Below are 19,483 nucleotides of genomic sequence, written 5' to 3'. Positions count from 1 at the left end.
GATCCGGTGCCACGTGTACGCCCGGCGCGGATCGGGTAAAGCGCCTCGCCAGGGACGACAAGGGAGGTGCGGGGTGACCGCGGTCAAAGAGGTGGCGCGGCGTCCGATCGGTCATTTCGCCGAACGGAGCATCGCTGGCCTGGTGGCGGTCACCGGCGCCGGGGTGGCCTTCGGGCTGCTGCTGTTGCTCGTCCGGGTGCGCTGGAGCCCGTTGCAGGACGCCGACCATGCCGTCGCCGAGTGGTTCAACTCGCTGGTGGCCCCGCACCACCCGCTGGTCACCGTGCTCCAGGCGGTGACCGACCTGGGCGGTCGACCGATCCTCATCTGGCTCGTCACCATCGCCGTGGTCGGGCTGCTGATCCGGCGACAGCCCCGGCTGGCCGTCTATCTGATCATCACCGGCGTCGGTGGCCTGATCCTCGACCCGTCGCTCAAGGCGCTTGTCGGCCGGCTCCGCCCCGTGGTGGACGTGCCGATCGCCAGCGCCCCCGGCAACAGCTTCCCGAGCGGGCACGCGCTCGGCTCGTTCGTCGCGTACGGCGCGCTGCTGCTGGTGTTCCTGCCGGCGATGGCGCCCCGCTGGCGCAAGCCGGCGATCGTCGGCGTCGGCGTGCTGGTGGCGCTGATCGGGCTGACCCGGATCGCGCTGGGCGTGCACTTCGTCTCCGACGTGCTGGCCGGCTGGCTGCTCGGCGCCGCCTGGCTCGGCGTGACCGCGTACGCCTTCCGGCTGTGGCGCCGCGAGCGTGGCCGGCCGGTGCCGCCGCTGACCGAGGGGCTGGAGCCGGAGGCCGGGCGCGACATCGCCCCCGCCCCGGCCGAGGAGCACGTGCTGGCCCACCCCCGCTCGGCGGTGGCCGAGCTGCTGGTCGGCTGGGTGCTGGTGTTCGGCGCGCTCTACGCCTTCGGCATGTACGTCAGCTACCACGCCAAGGGCACCTTCTTCGACACCCTCGACACCGAGGTGCCGCGCTGGTTCGCCGACCACCACACCGAGATGCTGACCGAGGTGAGCTGGTGGTGGAGCAAGTTCGGTGACACCCACGCGATCCTGCTCATCTCGCTGGTGTTCTGTCCGCTGGTGCTGGCGGTGTGGCGGCGCTGGCGTCCCGTGCTGTTCGTGGCGCTGGCGATGATCGGCGAGCTGACCCTCTTCCTCGCCTCGGCCCGCGCGGTCGACCGGCCGCGCCCGGCCGTGGAGAACCTGGACGGGCCGATGCCCACGTCGTCGTTCCCGTCCGGCCACATCGCGGCGACGATCTGCGTGTGGCTGGCGATCACCGTCATCGTGTTTCCGCGTACCGACCGCTGGTGGCGTTGGATTTTCGTGGCGCTGGCCGTGATCATGCCGGTGGGAGTGGCCACCTCCCGGATGTACCGGGGCATGCACCACCCGACCGACTTCATGGGCGCGATCCTGCTCTCCGCGCTCTGGATCGGGCTGCTCTACCTCGTCATCCGCCCGAACGCCGACCTCAAGGAAGGCAACCAGCCGGCCGTCGAGTCGGAGGACGTCGACACCCTCGACGACGAGCTGGCCCGAGCCGGCAAATCCGACTGAGCGTCGCCGTGCTGCGCTTGATGACCTGGAACATCCGCACCGGCGGTCGGGATCGTGGTGACCCCGGCCGGCTGGATCGGGTGATCGAGGTCGTCGACGAGCAGGCGCCGGACGTGCTGGCGCTCCAGGAGTTGCGCGGCTTCGACCGGGGTGGGCTCATGGCCCAGGTCGCCGATCGGCTGGGCATGACACCCCACCTGGCCCGCTCCTTTATCGGTCAGCCCGTGGCGGTGCTGGTCCGGCCACCGCTGCGGGTCGTCACCGCGACACCGCTGCGCCGGCCGTTCCACCACGCCGCCGTCCGCGTCGTGATGTCCACCTCGGCCGGCCCGCTGACCGTGCTGGGCACCCACCTCTACCCGTACTCCGGGGGACGCCGACGGATGGAGGTCGACTGGCTGGTGGCGGCGGCACGACGCGCACCGGGGCCGCTGACGCTGGTCACCGGTGACCTCAACTCGCTCGACCCGGGCGTCGACCACACCGCCCGCCTGGCCGGGATGCCCGACCTCTACCGGCGGCGGCACCTGCGGCGAAGCGGCGGCGCCGTGGACACCCGCGCCATCGCCCGGTTGCTGGCCGCCGGGCTGGTCGACCTCTGGCCCGCCTCCGCCAACGGAGCACCGGAGGCCGACGGTCTGACCGTGCCCACCCGGTTCGGCGGGGTCGAGTTCGCCGGGATGCGACTGGATTACCTGTTCGGCACCCCGGCGCTGGCCGGGCGGGTCCGGAGCTGCCGGGTGATCCGGGGCGGTACGGCCGACACCGCCTCCGACCACTATCCGCTGCTGACCGAGCTGGCATTGGACCCGGCACCTCACTGATCGGCGGCGCGACCCGGATGTCCGCTGTGGCATCGACCGGTTACCGTGCCCACCGTGATCGACCGCCACGACGATCCGTCATTCGGCCACAGGAGAGACTCCTATGTGACCGGCCCGGCCGCACGCCCGCCCGATCCTGTCGGGGCGGAGCCGGCCGCCGTCGCGCTCCCGCTCGTCGCGGCCGTCGCGCGCGGTGTGGCGCTGGTCGTGGTGCTTCCGGTACGCCTGCTCTGGGAGCTGATCGCGGCCTCCGGCCGGCTGCTGCAACGCCACGTTCTCGACCCGACCGGTCGGTTCCTGCACCGCTGGCTGCTGGTGCCGCTGGTCTGGGCGGGGCGCACCCTGGTCTGGCTGCCGCTGGTCTGGGCGGGGCGCACCCTGGTCTGGCTGCCGCTGGTCTGGCTGGGGCGGGGCCTCGCGTGGAGTGCCCGCGTGCTGGTCTGGGTGCCGCTCGTCGCGCTCGGCGGCCTGCTGGTGGCGGTGGCGTTTGCGGCAGCGCGGGGGGTGCGCTGGCTGGTGTGGGAGCCGCTGGTGTGGCTGGGGCGCGTGGTGATCCGCCCGCCGTTGGTCTGGTTGGGCAGCGCGGTGCGCTGGTTCGTCGACCGGGGCGTGGTCCGGCCGCTGCGGTGGCTGGGCGCGGTGCTCGCGCCCCTGGGCCGGCAGCTGTGGCAGGGGCTCGGAATGCTCGCCGGTGCGGTGGTCGCCGCGCTGGTCTGGCTGGGCCGGTGGTGTTGGTGGGCCATACGGGGCGTCGGTCTGCTGATCGTCGCCGCAGTGCTCGGTGCCTGGCGGACAGCCGGATGGCTGCTACGGCAGCTCTACCGGCTGCTGCTGCGTCCGCTCGGGCGCGCGCTGCGCTGGGTGTGGCGGCACACAGTCGTCCCGCTGCTGCGAGGTGTGCGGTGGGTCTGGTCGGTGACTGTCATTCCGGTGGCGCGTGGCGTGCGGGCGCTCTGGCGGGCCACTGTGACACCGGCGGCCCGGTGGATGCGCCGGTCGGTCCTCGACCCGGCCCGGCTTGCCACCCGTGAGGTGTTCAGCGCCCTGGGCCTGCGCCGCTGACCAACCGCTTAGAGCACCACGTTGAGCAGCACGGTGAGCACCACCGAGGCGAGGATCGAGAAGAGGATCATCAGCAGGCAGCCGAGGCCGCCGCCGAGCGGACGGATCTCCGTGTTGCCGAAGCGCATGGGTTCACCTTTTCGTCAGAGTGCGGGTGAGGAGGTGGCGGATCGCGTCGGCGACCGCCGTCGGGGCGGTGGTGGCCACGTTGTGTGCGGCGCCGGGGACGACCACCAGGTCACCGTCCACCAGCCGGGCCGCCTGATCCCGCCAGCCTGCCGGCGCCACCGGGTCCCGACCGCCGGCGAGGACCATGGTCGGCGCGGTGATCCGGACCAGATCGGCCTCGATGGCGTTGCGGGCCGAGTGCGACAGCGTCGCGAGGACCCGCCAGGGCCGCGCGTTCCAGACGTCCCGCACCAGCAGCGGCGTCTGCAACGGCGCCTCGCGCAGGGTGTCCACCAGCCACCGGCCGAACAACGATCGGCGGGACCGGGCGGCCGGGTCGCTGGTCGGCCCGGCCAACACCAGCGCACGTACGGCCTCCGGGTGGCTGGCTGCGAGCGCGGCGGCCACCTCTGCGCCGAACGAGTGCCCGAGCAGGCAGACCGGCGGCAGCCGGTACGCGGCCAGCCAGGCGGCCAGGTGCTCGGCGTGCCGGCGCACGTCGTACGCGCCCCGGGGGTGCTCGGTCAGGCCGAAGCCGGGCAGGTCCGGCACGTACACCGGATGGGTGGCGGCGAGCGCGACGGCCAGCGGGGTGAGGTAGCGGTGCGAGACCGCCAGGCCGTGCACCAGGACGACGGGAGGCGCGTCGGTGCCCGGGTCCCCGCCGAGGCGGGTGTGTGTCCGTAATCCGTTGACGAGCCGCCACTCGCTGGTCAGGCCGGCGGTCGGCCGGGGTGCGGCAAGCGCCAGCCGGAGTTCCGCCCGGCCGAACCGACAGGTGGGGGTCGTCCTCACAGCGCTCGCAGGCGAGGCAGCAACTGGTCCTGCGCCCAGTCCAGGAACATCGGCTGGGTCTCGCCGCCGACCTGGATGATCGCCACGTGGGTGAAGCCGGCGTCGACGAACTTGCGGAACGCCTCGACGTGCGCGTCGACGTCCGGGCCGCAGGAAACGCCCTCGGCGACGTCCTCCTCCCGGACGAACTGGGTGGCGGCGGCGAAGGATTCCGGCCCCGGCAGGTCGGCGTTGACCTTCCAGCCCAGCCCGAACCAGCGGAACTGGTCGTGCACGATCTTGCGGCACTCCGCCTCGTCCGGGCCGTAGCAGATCGCCACCTGCCCGTAGCGGGGCTGGCCCGCGCCTCCGGCGTCGTCGTACATCTCGATGAGGTGCCGGTCGGGCTCGGTGGAGATGATGCCGTTGCCGTACTCGGCGGCCAGCGTCGCGGACTGTCGACCGGACGCGGCGACGGCCATCGGCACCGGCCGCTCCGGCCGGTCCCAGATGTAGGCGTCGGGCACGTCGAAGTGGTTACCGGAGAAGGTCAGCGTCTCCCCGTTGAGCAACGGCCGGATGATCTGCAACGCCTCCTCGAACATCTCGTGGCGTTGCTGCACGTGCGGCCACCCGCCGACCACGTGCTCGTTCAGGTTCTCGCCCGCACCGAGGCCGAGGGTGAACCGGCCGTCGGAGAGCGCGCCGATCGTGCTGGCCTTCTGCGCCACGACGGCCGGGTGGTAGCGGCGGATCGGGCAGGTCACGAAGGACATCAGCTCCGCGCGGGAGGTGGCGTGGGCGACCGCGCCGAGCACCGACCAGGCGTACGGGGAGTGGCCCTGGGCGTCCAGCCACGGGTAGTAGTGGTCGGAGATCACCAGTTGGTCGAAGCCGGCGGCCTCGGCCCGTACCGCATGGTCGATTAGTTGCTTCGGACCGGCCTGCTCGCACATCAGGGTGTAACCGACGCTGACCATCCTGGTATCTCCTTCCCAACGCCTGGATCGTCCGGGGATACCCAGGTCAGCAAGGCTCAACCCTCCCGTCCGGTTCGCGCGGGTAATGCTTGACGGATGGCGGAGACCTGCCTAGCGTTCTCTTAACCGGTTAAGACATCCGGCCTGGCGCACATCCTGTGGTGGGGATGACCGCCCCGTGACGGCCCGCGCCCGCGTGGGCCGTCACGGCTGTCTGCCCTCCCGGCCGGCCCACTGAACCGGTTGCGGCGATCGATCCATCGCCATACGCTGATGCGAGCGCCGACGCGAGCCGGGCGGCGGCTGCCGGGCTGCAGCTGCCATCCCCTGTCACGTCCCACCCCTGCTGGGCATCGGGGGTCCTCCCTGAGGAAGGCCATGAAAACTCGATTCTCCGCCGCCGGTGCGGCCCTGCTCGCGCTGCTCGTCGCCGTGCTGGCGTTCGGCCAGCCGGCGCACGCCGCATCCGGTTTCTCCGTCGCGGGCGGCAAGTTGTACGACGCCAACGGCACCGAATTCATCATGCGCGGGGTCAACCACGCGCACACCTGGTATCCACAGCAGACCCGAGCGTTCGCCGACGTCAAGGCGCTCGGCGCGAACACCGTGCGGGTGGTGCTCTCCAGCGGTGACCGGTGGACCCGCAACACCAACGCCGATGTCGCGAACGTCATCTCACTGTGTAAGGCCAACCGCCTGATCTGCGTGCTGGAGGTGCACGACACCACCGGGTACGGCGAGCAGAGCGGGGCGATCACCCTCGACCGCGCCGTCGACTACTGGCTCAGCCTCGCCGACGTCCTCACCGGCCAGGAGAAGTACGTCATCGTCAACATCGGCAACGAGCCGTACGGCAACCAGAACTACGCGTCCTGGGCCACCGACAACGCCAACGCCATCAAGCGGCTGCGCACCGGCGGGCTGACCCACACCATCATGGTGGACGCGCCGAACTGGGGGCAGGACTGGTCGTTCACCATGCGCGACAACGCCGCGTCGGTCTTCGCCGCCGACCCGGCCCGCAACACGGTCTTCTCCATCCACATGTACGGCGTCTTCGACACCGCCGCGGAGATCACCGACTACCTGGGCCGTTTCCGCGCTGCCGGGCTGCCGATCGTGGTCGGTGAGTTCGGCTTCAACCACTCCGACGGCGACCCCGACGAGGACACCATCCTCGCCTACAGCCAGGCCAACGGGATCGGCTGGCTGGGCTGGTCGTGGAGCGGTAACGGCGGCGGCGTGGAATATCTCGACATGGCCACCGCCTTCAACCCGGCCAGCCTGACCAGTTGGGGCCAGCGGCTCTTCAACGGCGCCAACGGCATCCGGCAGACCTCCCGGCAGGCGAGCATCTTCGACAGCATCCCCCCGACCACGCCCCCGCCGACCACGCCCCCGCCGACCACGCCCCCGCCCACCACCCCGCCTCCGACGACTCCGCCGCCCACCACGCCGCCGCCCACGACGCCCCCGCCCACCACGCCGCCGCCGGCCGGCGGCTGCACGGCGACCTACACGGTCACCAACCAGTGGCAGGGCGGCTTCCAGGGTGAGGTACGCGTGACCGCCGGCGCGACGGCGATCACGGGCTGGACCACCCGGTGGACGTTCGCCAACGGGCAGAGCGTCTCCCAGTCCTGGAACACGACGCTGACGAGCAGTGGATCCACGGTGACCGCGCGCAACGTGGACTACAACGGCCGGCTCGCCGCCGGCGCCAGCACCAGCTTCGGCTTCATCGGTGGTTGGACCGGCACCAACGCCACACCGCAGGTGACCTGCGCCGCGAACTGACCGACGGCAGTGGCCGGGCCCAGCGACAGGCCCGGCCACCCCGCCAGCGACGGTCAGTGCTCTCCGGCCAGGTTCACGATGACCACCCCCGCGATGATCAGCCCGATGCCGGCGAGCTTGGCCAGCCCGACCGGCTCGTCCAGGAACACCGCCCCGATCGCCACGATGGTGGCGGTGCCCAGACCCGACCACAGGGCGTAGGCAACGCCGACCGGTATCTCCTTGACGGCCTGGGCCAGCAGGAGAAACGCCAGCAGGTAGCCACCGACGCAGGCCAGCGTCGGCCAGAGCCGACTGAACCCCGCGGTGGACTTGAGCAGGCTGGTCGCCACCACCTCCGCGGCGATGGCGATCCCCAGCAGCACGTACGCCATGCGGCCCTCAGTCCTGATGCTCGGCGGAAAGTTCCTCGATGGTCAGGCTAGCGTCGTAGCCGTCCCGGATCCGTCGTCCCGCACCCGCCCCGCACCCGCCCCGCACCCGCCCCGCACCCGCCCCGCACCCGCTCCGCGCCGCGCCGCCCCGCCCCGTGCCGTGCCGCTCCGCTCCGCGCCGGCCGGGCCGCGATATCCGCCCACGTGCGGTGCGGCTCGGGCGCCGGTGTGCCGCCCGCGCTCACCGGGGCATATGCCACGCGGCCCCTTTGGAGCTGATGCCGTAAACGATTCAGATCCGCGCCGGGCACCTTGACGACGCACAGTTACGCAAGGAGTTCGGGGACAAGCTGTTCCATCCCGGCGGCCTGGACGTGCGGCCCTACTGCCCGTTGATCCGGGGAGACGCGTCGGTGATTCGTTTACGACATCAACTCCAAAGGCAGTCTCGGGCACACTCCCCGGGTACCGAGTAAAGCTGCCCATCCGGCCCGGGTGAACTCGCCCTGGGCCCATGGGACACCACCGCGCGTCCCGCAGGCACGGGACCACGCGTCGGCGCCGCCGCGACGATCATCACCGAATCAGTCGACGGCGGTGACCTCCAGCACGAGGCTCTGCTCCGGGTGCAGCGCGGGCAGTTGCACACCCACCCGGGCCAGTGCGGCCCCGCTGAGCGTCACACCCGCGCCCAGCCAGGCCGGCGCGCGGCGGTCGCTGGTCGCCGGGGCCGGCACGTCCGGCACCGGCCGCACCAGGTAGCGCCGGCCCGGGTCCAGACCGGGCAGTCGTACCGCGCCCGGGGTCTGCGCCACCGAGGTGGTCAGCCGGGCCACCGCGTACACCGCCCGGGTTGTGTCGTGGTCGACCACGCCGTGCGCCCAGACGGCCGGGTCCGGGTGGTCGACCCGGACCACACGGCCAGCGTGCAGCAGCGGACGCAGCCGCTTGTGCAGCGCCACCCAGGCGGCCAGCTCGGTCTGCTCGGCACTGCTGATCGACGCGATGTCCCACTCGATGCCGTGGTGGCCGAAGAGCGCGGTGGCGGCCCGGAACCCGAGGTCGTGCACCCGCTTGGTGGTGTGTGAGCGTGCCGGGCCGATGTGCGTGCCGACCAGCTCCGGTGGCAGCAACAACCCGGTCCAGCGCTGGATGCTGAGGCGTTCCAGGGCGTCGTTGCAGTCGCTGGCCCAGACCCGGTCGGTGTGGGCCAGGATGGCCAGGTCCACCCGGGCGCCCCCGGACGAACAGCTCTCGATCTCCACGCGGGGGTGGCGGCGGCGCAGCTCGTCCAAGAGCCGGTAGACCGCCACGGTCTGCCCGTGCACCCCGGGGCGGCCATCGCGCCCGGCCTCGGTGAGATCCCGGTTGTGATCCCACTTGAGGTAGCCGATGCCGGGATGCGCGGTGAGCAGCGCGTCGAGGCGTTCCAGCAGGTAGCCGTACGCCTCCGGGCGGCCCAGGTCGAGCACCTGCTGGTTGCGCCAGGCCGGCGGCAGCCGCCCCGGCACGGCCAGCAGCCAGTCGGCGTGCGCGCGGAACAGGTCCGAGTCCGGGTTGACCATCTCCGGTTCGACCCAGAGGCCGAACTCCAGACCCCGGCCGGTCACGTGGTCGATCAGCGGTTGCAGGCCGTCCGGCCAGACGCCCTCGTCGACGTACCAGTCGCCGAGGCCGGCGGTGTCGTCGCGCCGGCCCCGGAACCAGCCGTCGTCGAGCACGAACCGTTCCACCCCGATCTGCGCGGCCCGGTCGGCGAGCGCGGCCAACCGGTCCAGGTCGTGGTCAAAGTAGACGGCCTCCCAGACGTTCAGGGTGACCGGGCGGGGGGAGCGGGGGTGCCCGGGTCGGGCCCGCAGGTGGGTGTGCAGCACGTCGCTGAGGCCATCGAGCCCGGCGTCGGACCACACCGCGTAGAGCAGGGGAGTGTCGTACGAGTCGCCGGGGCCGAGCCGGATCTCGCCTGGAGCCAGCAACTCGCCGCCGCCGAGGGTCGACTCGCCGGTGGGCTGGCGCTCGGCGAAGGTGACGTGGTCACCGCTCCACGCGGTGTGCACCGCCCAGACCTCGCCGTGGCCGAAACCGAACCCGGCGGTGCCGGCCACCAACAGCAGGGTGGCGTCGTGCCCGGTACGCCCGTGCCGGCCCTCGCGGACCCAGGCGCCGTGCTGCCACGGGTGCCGCTGCGGGGACCGTTCCCGGCACCACCGGCCGGTCAGGTCGAGCAGCTCGGTGGCGACCGCCGGCACCGGCAGCACCGGCGCCAGCTCCCGCAACTCGTACGTGCCGTCGCCGTCGTTGCGCAGCCGGTGGCGGATGGTCAGCAGGCCATGCGGGTCCAGTGCGATCTCGATGGTCAGGGACAGAGCGGCGGCCGGGTCCGACGCCCGCACGCTCACCCGCGCCGCATCGGGCCCACTGTCCAACCCGTCGAGGCGGAACGCGGTGGACCAGTCCCGTCCGTCGCGGTGCCCGGCCAGCCCGGGTCGGCCGCTCCAGCCGGCGCTCGGCTCCGGCAGCAGCGACAGCACGGTGGGCTCGTCGAAGCTGCTCGGCACCACCGGCGGTACGGTCGCGTCCACGAGCTGGCGCAGGCCGTCGTCGTCGAGGTCGCCGACGTCGCCGCCCCAGTGCACGATCCGGGGCAGCCCCGGGCCGCGCGCGTCGAGCACCAGGCTGGTCCGCGCGCGGCGCAGGTGCAGGATCGTCATCCTTTGGAAGCTCCCAGGGTCAGGCCCCGGACGAAGTGTCGCTGGAGCATAAAGAAGATCACCAGGGTGGGGATCGCGACGAGCACGCTGCCCGCCGAGACCAGGTTGTTGTCGGTGAAGAACTGGCCCCGCAGGTTGTTCAGCGAGCTGGTGACCGGGAACTTGTCACCGGTACGCATCAGCACGGTGGCCCAGAAGAACTCGTTGTAGATCCAGGTCACCTCCAGCGTCGCCAGCGCGGCCAGGGCCGGTCGGCACAGCGGCATGGTGACCTGCCAGTACTGCCGCCAGACGCTCGCTCCGTCGACCATCGCCGCCTCGTACAGGTCGCGGGGCAGCGCCTTCATGTAGTTGCTGAGTACGAAGACGCAGAACCCACACTGGAAGGCCACATTGATCAGGATCAGCCCCCAGTAGCTGTCGTAGAGCAGCTCCGAGTCGCTCATGAACTCCGGCAGCGGCACCTCGGTGAACAGCCGGAACAGCGGGATGAGCAGCGCCTGCTGGGGCAGCAGGTTGGCGGCGGTGAACACCCCGAGCAGGACGAGGTTGAGCTTCCAACTGAACCGGGCGATGACGAACGCCACGCAGGATGCGAGGAAGAGGGTCAGCAGCACCGCCGGCACGGTGATGTACACCGAGTTGAGGAAGTGCTGGCCGAACTCCGCCGTCCGCCACGCGGTGACGTAGTTGTCGAAGGTCCAGCCGCCGAACGAGACGTAGCCGTTGGTGGCGGTGTACTCGTAGGAACGCAGCGACGTCAGCACCGCCCAGGCGATCGGGAAGAGCCAGATCAGCGCGACGACGATGAGGAAACCGTGCAGCAGCATCCGCAGCGGGGTCATCCTGGGGCGGCGGGCCGGGGCGTCGGCTTCGCCGTCGGTACGCCGGGTCACGGTCGTGGTGCTCATTCCCGGTTCTCCCTCATCACGGTCGCCAGGTAGATGGTGATGAAGACCAGCGAGACGACAAGCATGATGGTGGCCAGCGCGGAGCCGAAGCCGATCCGGCTCGCCTCACCCACCACGTTCTGGGTGACCAGCGCGGAGATCAGCTCCAACCCGTTGCGTCCCTTGTTGACCACCCAGACCAGGTCGAACGCGCGCAGCGACTCGATCACCGTCACCACCAGCACGATGACGTTGATCGGCCGCAGCACCGGGAACACCACCCGGAAGAAGGTGCGGCTCTCCGATGCGCCGTCGACCGATGCGGCCTCCCGCAGCGACGGGTCGACGCCCTTCAGGCCAGCCAGGTACAGCAGCATGATGTAGCCGACGTGCCGCCATCCGGAGGCGACCATGACGGCCCAGATGTTGACGTTCGAGTCGCCGTACCAGTCGATGCTGCTGCCGAAGACCGCGTTGATCAGCCCCTGGTCGCGGGAGTAGATGAGCTGCCAGACGAAGCCGATCAGCGCCAGCGAGAGCACCACCGGCAGGTAGAGCGCGGTCTGGTAGAACCGGCTGCCCCGAAGTTCCTTGTCGAGCAGGACGGCCAGGAACATGCCGAACGGGGTGGCTACCAGGAACAGCACTGCCAGCCAGAGCAGGTTGTTCTGGACCGCCGGCACGAACGGCGGGTAGTTGTTCACCACGTCGCTGTAGTTACGCGCGCCGACGAACTCGATTTCGTTGAGGGGGCCGATGCCGTCCCAGTTGGTGCCGGAGAGCACCACGGTGGCCGCCGCGGGCAGCCAGATCAACCCGGTGACGAGCAGCAGCGGGACGAGCACCATCAGCGTGATGACCACGCGGTCGGTGCGGGACAGGAGCCGTAGCCGCCGGCGACGACCACCCGTGGAGGTGGTCGCGGCCGGCGGCGGCACGGCGCGATCCGCTTGGATCAGGGGCAGGTCGGACATGGTGTCCTTCCCCTTCCGCCGTCAGTCAGTGAAGATCGACTTCTTCTGGTTCTCGATGGACGACGTGAGCCCGCCAATGTCCTTGGGGTCCTTGATGAACTGCTGGAGCGCCGGAATGATCACCGTGGAGGCGAAGTCCGGCCGGGTGTCCCGGTCGAGGAACTGGGCGATCTCGGTGGCCGACCCGACCAGCTCGGCGGCCTTCTTCTGCAGCGCGGTATAGCCGCTGACGTCCGCGCCGGTGTTGGCGACAAGCGTGGCCGGGTCGTTCTTGACGGTGATGTCAGCGGGGTCCTTGCTGCCGAGGTACTCCAGCAGCTTGCGGGCGTTGTCCTCGTTCTTGGGCTTGCGGGCCATCATGTAGCCGTCGATCGGCGCGTCCAGCGCCTTGGCGCCGATCGACGGGTCGATCTCGGGGAAGGTGAAGAAGTCGAGGTCGTCCTGCTCGTCGTTGCTGAACTGCTGACCGACGAAGAGACCGAGCAGGTACATGCCGCTCTTCTTCTGCTGCAACGACTGCGCGGCCTCCTGCCAGGTGCGGCCGAGGCTGTCCGGCTGGTGCAGGGGGAGCAGGCCGGCCCAGGTGTCGAAGACTTTCTTGACCTTGTCGGAGGTCCAGGCCTCCTTGCCGGCCATCAGGTCGATGTGGAACTGGTAGCCGTTGATGCGCAGGTTGAGGATGTCGAACGTGCCCATCGCCGGCCAGCCGTCCTTGTCGGCGAAGGCGATCGGGGTCAGTCCGTCCTTCTTCATCTGCGCACCGAGGTCGGTGAACTCGGTGATGGTCTTCGGCTGCTGGTAGCCGTACTGCTGCCAGACCGACTTGCGGTAGAAGACCGCCCACGGGTAGTACGTCGCCGGGACGAAGTACTGCTTGCCGTCGTCCCCGGTGGACGCCTTCTTGAAGGCGTCGGAGTAGCCGGAGAGCTTGCCCCACACGTCGCTGATGTCGCCGGCCAGGCCCTTGGACGCGAAGAAGCGCATCCGGTAGCCGGCGAACCAGGTGAACACGTCGTCCGGCTTGCCCTGCAGGTAGTTGTTGATGTTCTCCTGGAACGTGTTGTGGTCGACCGTGTTGACCGCGACCTGGACGCCGGACGAGGTCTTGAACCCGTCGGCGACCTTGGCGACGACGTCCTTGGGCTTCGGGTCGGACTGGTTCGAGCCGAGCGACACGTCCTTGGTGGACCCGCCGGAGCCGGAGTCGTCGCCGCAGCCGGCGAGGAGGCCGGTGCCGAGCAGCGCGCCGGTGCCGGCCGCGCCGGCCAGCAGCGAGCGTCGGTTGATGCCGGCAACGGAGGGCGGTACGAGCCGAGCGAGGTACTCGGCTTGGGATCGGGGACGGGACATCTGTGCCTCCTGCTGATGAAGAGGTGCTTCGCCCAAGGGCCGTCAGGTGGTGAGCGGTCCGGACTCGTGAATACACATCGGGATCCACCGAGAATCCACATTGACGAACACGATCGGCCAGTGGGGCATCAAGCTACCCGTCCGTCGGGCGCTGTCAAGAGGGCTGTTCGCCTCCGATAACCGAGTTGTGACACGGCCGTTACGTGGTAAACGTTGGAAAGGAGATCGATGTTGGAACATGTTGACTTACCCGCGCCGCCAGGTGCACCCTCAGCTGTCATGCGGCGATGGCAGGGTGACGGCATCTATTTCGGCGGCGACTACAACCCCGAGCAGTGGCCCGAGCAGACGTGGTCGGAGGACGTCGAGCTGATGCGGCGGGCCGGGGTCAACCTGGTCTCCGTCGGCATCTTCTCCTGGGCACTGCTGGAGCCCACCCCGGGCCGGTTCGAGTTCGGCTGGCTCGACCGGGTGCTGGGCCTCCTGCACGACGGCGGCATCCAGGTCGACCTGGCCACCGCCACCGCCAGCCCGCCGCCCTGGTTGGCCCGCGCCCACCCGGAGACACTGCCCCGCCGGGCCGACGGCACCATCCTCTGGCCGGGCGGACGACAGGCGTACTGCCCCAGCTCCCCGGTGTTCCGCCAGCGGTCACTGGAGTTGGTACGGGCCGTCGCCGACCGGTACGCGGAGCATCCCGCCGTGGTGATGTGGCACGTCTCCAACGAGCTGGGCTGCCACAACGTGCACTGTTACTGCGACGTCAGCGCCGAGGCGTTCCGCGGCTGGCTGCGCGAGCGCTACGGCGACCTCGGCCGGCTCAACGACGCCTGGGGCACCGCCTTCTGGAGCCAGCGGTACGGCGACTGGGCCGAGGTCAACCCGCCGCGCACCGCGCCCACGTTCGCCAACCCCACCCAGCAGCTCGACTTCCTGCGCTTCTCCTCCGACGAGCAGCGTGCCCAACTGCGTGCCGAACGCGCCCTGCTCAAGACCCTGGTCCGGCAGCCGGTGACCACCAACTTCATGATCGGCACCGGGGTGAAGCACATGGACTACCACTCCTGGGCCGACGACGTGGACCTGGTCGCCAACGACCACTACCTGACCGCCGCCGACCCGCAGGCGCACCTCGGGCTGGCGCTCGCGGCGGACCACACCCGCGGCGTCGCCGGCGGCGACCCGTGGCTGCTGATGGAGCACTCCACCAGCGCGGTCAACTGGCAGCCCCGCAACGTGGCCAAGCTGCCCGGGCAACTGCGCCGCAACAGCCTCGCGAACGTCGCCCGGGGCGCCGACGGGGTTCTCTTCTTCCAGTGGCGCGCCTCCCGGGCCGGCGCCGAGAAGTTCCACTCCGCGCTGGTGCCGCACGCCGGCCCCGAGACCAAGGTGTTCCGCGAGGTCTGCCAGCTCGGCGCGGACCTCAAGGCCCTGGCCGAGGTACGCGGCAGCCGAGTGGACGCCGACGTGGCGATCCTGTTCGACTGGGAGGCATGGTGGGGCGTCGAGTTGGATTCGCACCCCAGCGTCGATGTCACCTACGCCGACCGGCTCAACGCCCTCCACGGCGCGCTGTGGCGGGCCGGCGTGACCGCCGACATCGTCCACCCGTCGACGGATCTCAGCGCCTATCGCCTCGTCCTGGTGCCCACTCTGTACCTGGTGCGGGACGCCGACGCCGACGCGCTGCGCCGCTTCGTCGAGGCCGGTGGCACCGCCGCCGTCACCTACTTCAGCGGCATCGTCGACGAGAACGACCACATCCGGCTGGGCGGCTACCCGGGGGCGTTCCGGGAGCTGCTGGGCGTACGGACCGAGGAGTTCTTCCCGCTGCGCGAGGGCGAGCAGGTCCGCCTCGACGACGGCAGCGCGGCCGACGTGTGGACCGAGTGGCTGCACGCCGACGGCGCCGAGGTACTGGCGTCGTACACCGATGGGCCCTTGCCGGGCGTGCCGGCGCTGACCCGGCGCCGGGTCGGCGAGGGCGCGGCCTGGTACGTCGGCACCCGGCTGGACGAGCCTGCCACCGACCGGCTGGTCGCCCGGCTGCTCGACGAGGCCGGCGTCCGCCCGGCGGCGTCGGCCCCGACCGGCGTGGAGGTGGTACGACGGCGCGACGACGAGCGGACCTGGCTGTTCGTCATCAACCACACCGAGGCGGAGATCCGGCTCCCGGTGGCCGGCGTCGAGCTGCTGACCGGTGCCCGGTGTGCCGGTGAGCTGGTCGTGCCGGCCGGTGAGGTGGCGGTCGTCCGTGAGGACCGGTCCTGATCCCCGCGGCGCGAAGGAGGTTCCCCAGATGCTCGCCCAGCAGCGGCAGACCGCCATCCTCGATCTGATCCGCCAGCGCGGCGGTGTGCGGGTGAGCCAACTGGTCAGCCGGTTCGGCGTGTCCGACATGACGATCCGCCGGGACTTGGAGGTGCTGGCCGAGCGTGGCCTGGTGGACAAGGTGCACGGCGGCGCGACGCTCGCCGGGCCCGGTTCGGCCGAGGAGCCCGGCTTCGCCGCCAAGTCGATCCGCCAGCAGGCCGAGAAGCGGGCCATCGCCGACCGGGCGGCGAGGATGGTGGAGCCGGGGATGGCCATCGCGCTGTCCGCCGGCACCACCACCGCCGCGTTGGCCACGCTGCTCTCCGACGTACGGGGGCTGACCGTGGTGACCAACTCGATCCCGGTGGCCGACGCGCTCTACCAGAACCCGCGCGCCGACCAGACGGTCGTGTTGACCGGCGGCATCCGCACCCCGTCGGACGCGTTGACCGGGCCGGTGGCCGAGGCGGCGATCAGCGCGCTCAACGTCGACCTGCTCTTCCTCGGCGTGCACGGGCTCAGCCCCCGCACCGGCTTCACCACGCCGAACCTGCTGGAAGCGGGCGTCAACCGCTGCCTCATCGGGGCGGCCCGCCGGCTCGTGGTGCTGGCCGACCACACCAAGTGGGAGACCATCGGCATCGCCACCATCGCCCCGCTGGAGGCCGCCGACGTGCTGATCACCGACGTCGGGCTGTCGCCCGAGGCACGCACCACGATCGGCGAACAGGTCGGCGAGTTGATGGTCGTCGAGCCCGCCTGAGACGAGGCGGGTCGGGCGCGCTTCACAGCCATCTCACAGCGCATCTGGATAAGCTGCGCGTTGAGTCAACGTCCGGCTCCAATCTGGAGCGGTCGCCCGTCGCACAGGAGTTCCGATGGTCTTCAAGAAGATGTTGAGCGCGTTCGGCGTCGGCGGTCCGAGTGTGGACACCGTGCTGACCAACCCCAACACCCGGCCCGGCCTGACCCTCGACGGGCAGGTCAACCTCATCGGCGGCGACGCCTCGGCGGCCATCGAGCAGGTGGTCATCGGCCTGGTGACCCGGGTCGAGGTCGAGGGACACGATGCGGAGTACACGGGCACGATGGAGTTCCACCGCATGGTCGTCAGCGGCCCGCTCCAGCTCGCGCCCAAGCAGCAGCTCTCCATCCCGTTCCAGCTGCCGGTGCCGTGGGAAACCCCGATCACCGACGTGTACGGCCAGCGCCTGCACGGCATGACGATGGGCCTGCGCACCGAGCTGGCCATCGCCCGCGCGGTCGACAAGAGCGACCTGGACCAGGTGGCGGTGCACCCGCTGCCGGTGCACGAGCGCATCCTGGAGGCGTTCCAGCGGCTCGGCTTCCAGTTCAAGAAGGCCGACCTGGAGCGCGGTCACATCCGGGGCGTCCAGCAGACGCTGCCGTTCTACCAGGAGATCGAGTTCTTCGCCGCACCGCAGTACTCCAGCACGATCAAGGAGGTCGAGCTGACCTTCGTGACCAGTCAGCACGGCGTCGAGGTGATCCTGGAGTGCGACAAGCGGGGCGGCTTCCTCAGCGCCGGGCACGACGCGGTCGGCCGCTACCAGGTGTCGCACGCCGACGCCGACGGGGTCGACTGGGCGCAGGTCGTCGACGGCTGGCTGCGTGAGACCACCTCCCGCTACGGCAGCCTCCGCTCGCAGGGTTACGGGCACCAGGGCTACGGAGCGGGCAAGAGCCACGGCCACGGCCACGGCCGAGGGATGGGTGTGGGCGGCATGGTGGCCGGTGCGGCGCTCGGCGTCGCGGGCGGCATGATCGCCGGCGAGATGATCGGCGACGCCTTCGAGGGCGACGCCGGTGAGGACTTCGGCGGGGACTTCGGCGGTTTCGAAGAGTAGGCGTCGACGTACGACAGTGGCCTCCGGGAGATTCTCCCGGAGGCCACTGTTCACCTACGACGCTCAGCGCCTGCTGCGCTCCCGGCCGGACCGACGCGCGGAACCAGCCTTCGACAGACCACGGCTGACCAGGTAACCACCCGTCAGGATGGTCAGGAACCACCATGCCTGGTTCGGGTTGTTGATGTTCAACCCGTTGGCGGTGGTGCCCTTCCAGAACGCCGAGATCACCACGAGCGCGACCGCGGCAGCGTAGATCCAGAATTCCGTCGTCAGGAACGCCTGCTTGGTCTCCGTACCCGGCGACGGCATCTGTTCCCGGTGCCCGTCGTGCATCGCCGGCATCTGCTGGGTCGGCGTGTTCCGCATCGACGCGGGGTTCTGCGGGTCGTTCATCGGCCGGTTCATGGGCCTGGTGGAAGCAGCCTGCGTGCTCATCTGGTCCTCCTCAGGATGCGATGAGTCGTACCTGCATTCCCTCGCCCCGCTACCGCGTTTCGGTCACGGCACGGTTCGTGTTCACGGCGGGGACACCCCCCGACTACCCGAGGCCCGGGAGCAGGTAACACCGACCGCCGGCCGGAAATCTCCGGACGGCGGTCGGGTGGCAGCGCGTCAGCGCAGGCCGTTGCGCACCGCGACGCTCACCAACAGGTCCGGGTCGTCGGTGATGATGCCGTCCACACCGAGGTCGATAACCCGCTGCATGACCTTCGCGTCATCGACGGTGTACGGGATCACCTTCAGGTCGTACCGCGTCTGGAGGGTGCGTACGTCCGGTCCGTGGAAGTACGCCGGGTTCTCCCGCAGGTACCAGTCGGCCGAGGCCACCGTGCCCTGCGACGGGTCGTGCACCTGCCAGTTCGCCGACACCGTGCCGGCGCCCGCGGCGCGGGTCAGCTTGCCCAGGTCCCGGTACTTCCACCAGTCCAGCCCGCCGGTCCACGGGCTGCGCAGGCCTGGCCGTTCTCGGTGATCTGCACGTCCAGTTCCAGGGTGGTCACCCCGAGCTGGAGGGCGTTACCGAAGGAGGCGAGGGTGTTCTCCACCCGCAGCCCGAGGCCGCCGCGGTGGGCCTGCACGTCGAATGTCCGGTCCGGGCGCGGCTTCGCCTGGGCGGGCACCGCGAGCCCGGTCGTCACCGTCGCGGCCACCAGGGCCGCGATGGCGGTACGGCGTACTCTGCGCACGCTGTCATCCCCTCCCGCCGGCGGGCGTCTCCCACCGGTTGCCGGCCAGCATGGACATCTCCGGCGGCAGACAGGCGGCCAGCGGGCTGCGTGGCGGTGAACCGGGGTGGACGACCTCCGGCCGGCCGCGGCGGGTTTGCCTGGCCGGTGGCCGGGCACGCAGTCAGTTCCACAGCTTCTGCGAGGTGATGGATGTGCGTGAGGACGACATGAGGCAGGAAGCGGCCCGCCAGGCCGAGGACCGGATCGCCGGCGGCGTGTACGGCAAGGGTGCCGTCGACGAGGTCACGTTGCCCGCCACCGACATCGAGCGGGTGATCCAGGAGGTCGACCCGTACGACCCGGCGCACCAGCCGGTCGACCCGACGGTGCTGCGCGACGGTGGCCCCACCCGGGGCCAGGGCGCGGTCACCACCACGGGCGGCACGGCTGGCCCGGCGAGCGTGCGGCGGGTTGCCCGGCAGCCGGAGCGGCACCGGGGCAAGGTGGCCCCGACGACGACCGGGGACGCCACGACAGGTGGCCTGAGCACCCCGATGGGCGGCGGCACCAGCGACCAGTCCACGTCCGCGACCGGGCCAGGAAAGTCCATCAACGACTGACGCTCACTCCGCCTCCCACCCCGGCGTGATCATGAGGTTGGC

18 protein-coding genes are annotated in these 19,483 nt (G+C 70.7%); 8 read left to right on the top strand and 10 right to left on the bottom strand.

Features of this window, described 5'->3' with window-relative positions; genetic code table 11:
* The first annotated feature begins 73 nt into the window (after positions 1-73).
* Genes ABZ780_RS09825 through ABZ780_RS09815 form a run of 3 tightly spaced genes read left to right on the top strand, consistent with a single transcriptional unit; the run spans position 74 to position 3,450 of the window.
* Positions 74-1,564 carry a phosphatase PAP2 family protein gene (locus ABZ780_RS09825; protein WP_357005133.1) on the top strand — a complete coding sequence of 497 codons (1,491 nt, stop codon included), beginning with the start codon at positions 74-76 and terminating at the stop codon, positions 1,562-1,564.
* Positions 1,565-1,572: 8 nt separating this feature from the next.
* Positions 1,573-2,388 carry an endonuclease/exonuclease/phosphatase family protein gene (locus tag ABZ780_RS09820; RefSeq protein WP_357005136.1) on the top strand — a complete coding sequence of 272 codons (816 nt, stop codon included), beginning with the start codon at positions 1,573-1,575 and terminating at the stop codon, positions 2,386-2,388.
* Between the two features lie 54 nt (positions 2,389-2,442).
* Positions 2,443-3,450 (top strand): hypothetical protein, encoded by a 1,008-nt coding sequence (locus ABZ780_RS09815; protein WP_357005139.1) that lies wholly within the window; start codon positions 2,443-2,445, stop codon positions 3,448-3,450.
* Positions 3,451-3,582: 132 nt separating this feature from the next.
* On the opposite strand, the gene ABZ780_RS09810 is transcribed toward ABZ780_RS09815, so the two are convergent.
* Entirely contained in the window at positions 3,583-4,413 is an 831-nt protein-coding gene (locus ABZ780_RS09810) for an alpha/beta hydrolase (RefSeq protein WP_357005142.1), read from the bottom strand.
* A complete protein-coding gene (locus ABZ780_RS09805) occupies positions 4,410-5,372 on the bottom strand; it encodes a TIGR03557 family F420-dependent LLM class oxidoreductase (RefSeq protein WP_357485535.1) in 963 nt (320 codons plus the stop codon). Before ABZ780_RS09805 ends, ABZ780_RS09810 begins: the two co-directional genes overlap by 4 nt.
* Before the next feature lie 378 nt (positions 5,373-5,750).
* On the opposite strand from ABZ780_RS09805, the gene ABZ780_RS09800 reads away from it, so the two are divergent.
* Complete coding sequence (locus ABZ780_RS09800; protein ID WP_357485533.1) at positions 5,751-7,169, top strand: cellulase family glycosylhydrolase; 1,419 nt, start codon at positions 5,751-5,753, stop codon at positions 7,167-7,169.
* 53 nt (positions 7,170-7,222) lie between these two features.
* Here the strand turns inward: ABZ780_RS09800 and ABZ780_RS09795 are convergent, their stop codons facing one another.
* The 5 genes from ABZ780_RS09795 to ABZ780_RS09775 form a co-directional block, all read right to left on the bottom strand.
* The gene (locus ABZ780_RS09795; protein WP_357485532.1) at positions 7,223-7,543 is read right to left on the bottom strand and encodes a multidrug efflux SMR transporter; all 321 of its coding nucleotides are present in this window, start codon (positions 7,541-7,543) and stop codon (positions 7,223-7,225) included.
* Between the two features lie 584 nt (positions 7,544-8,127).
* Positions 8,128-10,254 carry an alpha-galactosidase gene (locus ABZ780_RS09790; RefSeq protein ID WP_357485530.1) on the bottom strand — a complete coding sequence of 709 codons (2,127 nt, stop codon included), beginning with the start codon at positions 10,252-10,254 and terminating at the stop codon, positions 8,128-8,130.
* On the bottom strand, positions 10,251-11,165 hold the full coding sequence (locus ABZ780_RS09785) for a carbohydrate ABC transporter permease (protein WP_357485528.1): 915 nt from the start codon (positions 11,163-11,165) through the stop codon (positions 10,251-10,253). The genes ABZ780_RS09790 and ABZ780_RS09785 overlap by 4 nt, the downstream gene beginning before the upstream one ends.
* On the bottom strand, positions 11,162-12,118 hold the full coding sequence (locus tag ABZ780_RS09780) for a sugar ABC transporter permease (RefSeq protein WP_357485527.1): 957 nt from the start codon (positions 12,116-12,118) through the stop codon (positions 11,162-11,164). Before ABZ780_RS09780 ends, ABZ780_RS09785 begins: the two co-directional genes overlap by 4 nt.
* Positions 12,119-12,139: 21 nt before the next feature.
* A complete protein-coding gene (locus tag ABZ780_RS09775) occupies positions 12,140-13,468 on the bottom strand; it encodes an ABC transporter substrate-binding protein (protein WP_357485525.1) in 1,329 nt (442 codons plus the stop codon).
* Positions 13,469-13,747: 279 nt separating this feature from the next.
* Here ABZ780_RS09775 and ABZ780_RS09770 point away from each other — a divergent pair, with 279 nt between their 5' ends.
* The 3 genes from ABZ780_RS09770 to ABZ780_RS09760 all read left to right on the top strand — a co-directional run bounded on the left by ABZ780_RS09770 (position 13,748) and on the right by ABZ780_RS09760 (position 17,649).
* Positions 13,748-15,739, top strand: a complete 1,992-nt coding sequence (locus tag ABZ780_RS09770) for a beta-galactosidase (protein WP_357485523.1) — start codon at positions 13,748-13,750, stop codon at positions 15,737-15,739.
* A 28-nt stretch (positions 15,740-15,767) separates the two neighbouring features.
* Positions 15,768-16,544, top strand: coding sequence for a DeoR/GlpR family DNA-binding transcription regulator (locus tag ABZ780_RS09765; protein WP_357485521.1), 777 nt, complete (start codon positions 15,768-15,770; stop codon positions 16,542-16,544).
* A gap of 115 nt (positions 16,545-16,659) precedes the next feature.
* Positions 16,660-17,649, top strand: coding sequence for a sporulation protein (locus tag ABZ780_RS09760; protein WP_357485520.1), 990 nt, complete (start codon positions 16,660-16,662; stop codon positions 17,647-17,649).
* 63 nt (positions 17,650-17,712) lie between these two features.
* Here ABZ780_RS09760 and ABZ780_RS09755 read toward each other — a convergent pair whose 3' ends face one another.
* The 3 genes from ABZ780_RS09755 to ABZ780_RS09745 all read right to left on the bottom strand — a co-directional run bounded on the left by ABZ780_RS09755 (position 17,713) and on the right by ABZ780_RS09745 (position 18,839).
* Positions 17,713-17,994, bottom strand: a complete 282-nt coding sequence (locus tag ABZ780_RS09755; protein WP_357006754.1) for a hypothetical protein — start codon at positions 17,992-17,994, stop codon at positions 17,713-17,715.
* A 270-nt stretch (positions 17,995-18,264) separates the two neighbouring features.
* Positions 18,265-18,522: a glycerophosphodiester phosphodiesterase family protein gene (locus ABZ780_RS09750; protein WP_357485518.1), complete on the bottom strand. Its 258-nt coding sequence runs from the start codon at positions 18,520-18,522 to the stop codon at positions 18,265-18,267.
* A gap of 23 nt (positions 18,523-18,545) precedes the next feature.
* Positions 18,546-18,839, bottom strand: coding sequence for a glycerophosphodiester phosphodiesterase family protein (locus ABZ780_RS09745; RefSeq protein ID WP_357485517.1), 294 nt, complete (start codon positions 18,837-18,839; stop codon positions 18,546-18,548).
* 194 nt (positions 18,840-19,033) lie between these two features.
* Between ABZ780_RS09745 and ABZ780_RS09740 the strand changes: the two genes are divergently transcribed.
* Positions 19,034-19,441, top strand: coding sequence for a hypothetical protein (locus ABZ780_RS09740; RefSeq protein WP_357485516.1), 408 nt, complete (start codon positions 19,034-19,036; stop codon positions 19,439-19,441).
* The last annotated feature ends 42 nt before the right edge of the window (positions 19,442-19,483 follow it).

Source organism: Micromonospora sp. NPDC047467, assembly GCF_040643095.1.
Classification (GTDB): Bacteria; Actinomycetota; Actinomycetes; order Mycobacteriales; family Micromonosporaceae; genus Micromonospora.
The sequence above is the reverse complement of the archived record's forward strand: the minus strand, read 5'-3'. Positions and strand labels throughout refer to the sequence as shown.

Coding starts and splice junctions, on each gene's coding strand:
- ABZ780_RS09805 (WP_357485535.1), bottom strand. CDS start 5,372: ATGGTCAGCGTCGGTTACACCCTGATGTGCGAGCAGGCCGGTCCGAAG.
- ABZ780_RS09800 (WP_357485533.1), top strand. CDS start 5,751: ATGAAAACTCGATTCTCCGCCGCCGGTGCGGCCCTGCTCGCGCTGCTC.
- ABZ780_RS09795 (WP_357485532.1), bottom strand. CDS start 7,543: ATGGCGTACGTGCTGCTGGGGATCGCCATCGCCGCGGAGGTGGTGGCG.
- ABZ780_RS09790 (WP_357485530.1), bottom strand. CDS start 10,254: ATGACGATCCTGCACCTGCGCCGCGCGCGGACCAGCCTGGTGCTCGAC.
- ABZ780_RS09785 (WP_357485528.1), bottom strand. CDS start 11,165: ATGAGCACCACGACCGTGACCCGGCGTACCGACGGCGAAGCCGACGCC.
- ABZ780_RS09780 (WP_357485527.1), bottom strand. CDS start 12,118: ATGTCCGACCTGCCCCTGATCCAAGCGGATCGCGCCGTGCCGCCGCCG.
- ABZ780_RS09775 (WP_357485525.1), bottom strand. CDS start 13,468: ATGTCCCGTCCCCGATCCCAAGCCGAGTACCTCGCTCGGCTCGTACCG.
- ABZ780_RS09770 (WP_357485523.1), top strand. CDS start 13,748: ATGCGGCGATGGCAGGGTGACGGCATCTATTTCGGCGGCGACTACAAC.
- ABZ780_RS09765 (WP_357485521.1), top strand. CDS start 15,768: ATGCTCGCCCAGCAGCGGCAGACCGCCATCCTCGATCTGATCCGCCAG.
- ABZ780_RS09760 (WP_357485520.1), top strand. CDS start 16,660: ATGGTCTTCAAGAAGATGTTGAGCGCGTTCGGCGTCGGCGGTCCGAGT.
- ABZ780_RS09755 (WP_357006754.1), bottom strand. CDS start 17,994: ATGCCGGCGATGCACGACGGGCACCGGGAACAGATGCCGTCGCCGGGT.